Origin of the sequence: Planktothrix paucivesiculata PCC 9631, from assembly GCF_900009265.2 — a bacterium.
Lineage (GTDB): Bacteria > Cyanobacteriota > Cyanobacteriia > Cyanobacteriales > Microcoleaceae > Planktothrix > Planktothrix paucivesiculata.
This window is the reverse complement of sequence record NZ_LR735120.1, coordinates 1-980: the sequence shown is the minus strand read 5'-3', so window position 1 is coordinate 980 and position 980 is coordinate 1. Positions and strand designations below refer to the sequence as shown.

Annotated in this window: 2 protein-coding genes; both read left to right on the top strand. The window is 37.2% G+C overall.

The features are described from left to right. Positions 1-395 (top strand): hypothetical protein (locus PL9631_RS26505; protein WP_083624832.1); only part of this gene is annotated, 395 nt, incomplete at its 5' end. Positions 396-485: 90 nt separating this feature from the next. Beyond that, positions 486-980, top strand: a 495-nt coding sequence (locus PL9631_RS25795; protein WP_083624830.1) for a phospholipase D-like domain-containing protein, incomplete at its 3' end; no start/stop codon positions are given.

The window sequence follows — 980 nt, the reverse complement described above, 5'->3', positions numbered from 1 at the left end:
GGCTTTTCCATGAGGTTGATTTCAGAAACGGACAACTCAGCAAAGGTTATTTTGATGACAGAATCTATAACTTTGGTCAACGAGTTTATCCGGGTTGTGATATTGGTTTATTAACTTTTGGAGGTTCTCTAACTGATGGCAAAATCAGTGATGGCAGAATTGATCTTCATCGTGATCATACCTATGCAAATCCTAAAGCAATTAGTGTTAATTTAGGCGAAGCAATCTTTACTTACGGTGAACCGGAACAACAAGATTATTTACTTCGAGATGGCGACATTACCGAGTTTAATTGCAAAGTTCTCCACAGCATAAAGAAAATCCTAACCCCAGAGAGATTTAGTTTAGTCTTCTGGAAATTAAATGAATCCAAAGGCTACAAAAGTTTAATTTAACTTCAATAAAACTCTAATTAGATTTAATCTAGTTAGGGTTTTTTTTATTGCTACCGCTTCAATTTATTGCTCTTGATTATCTAATTAATAATGAACACTGCGTTTATTACCGGACATCGTTGCATTATTCGACCCAAAGCTGAACTCGGAGTTAATCAATTAACCGATATTGCTATTGAACGAGGATTCACAACTTTTCTATCAGGAATGGCTGTGGGAGTTGACCAAGCAGCGGCACAAATTTGGAGCGAACGAGGATTAAGTTGGAAAGCTATTTATCCTTGTCCTGAACGGGAATACACCAGTTATTTAGGTCACAGTGGCTATCGTCAATATAAGGAAGAACTCTTAGCTACTGCGATTGAAGTCAAAATCCTTTACCCAGAATATCAACCAGGCGTTATGCAAGCTCGTGACCAATATCTTGTTAACAATTCACAACTCGGTTTAGCGGTCTGGGACGGGCGAACAACTGGGGGAACTTTTCTAACTATTTCAATGGCACGAAAAGCTAAACTACCTTTGATTATTTTCAATCCCAATACTTTTGAAATTAGCTATGAAGAACCCTTAAAACAATTGAAT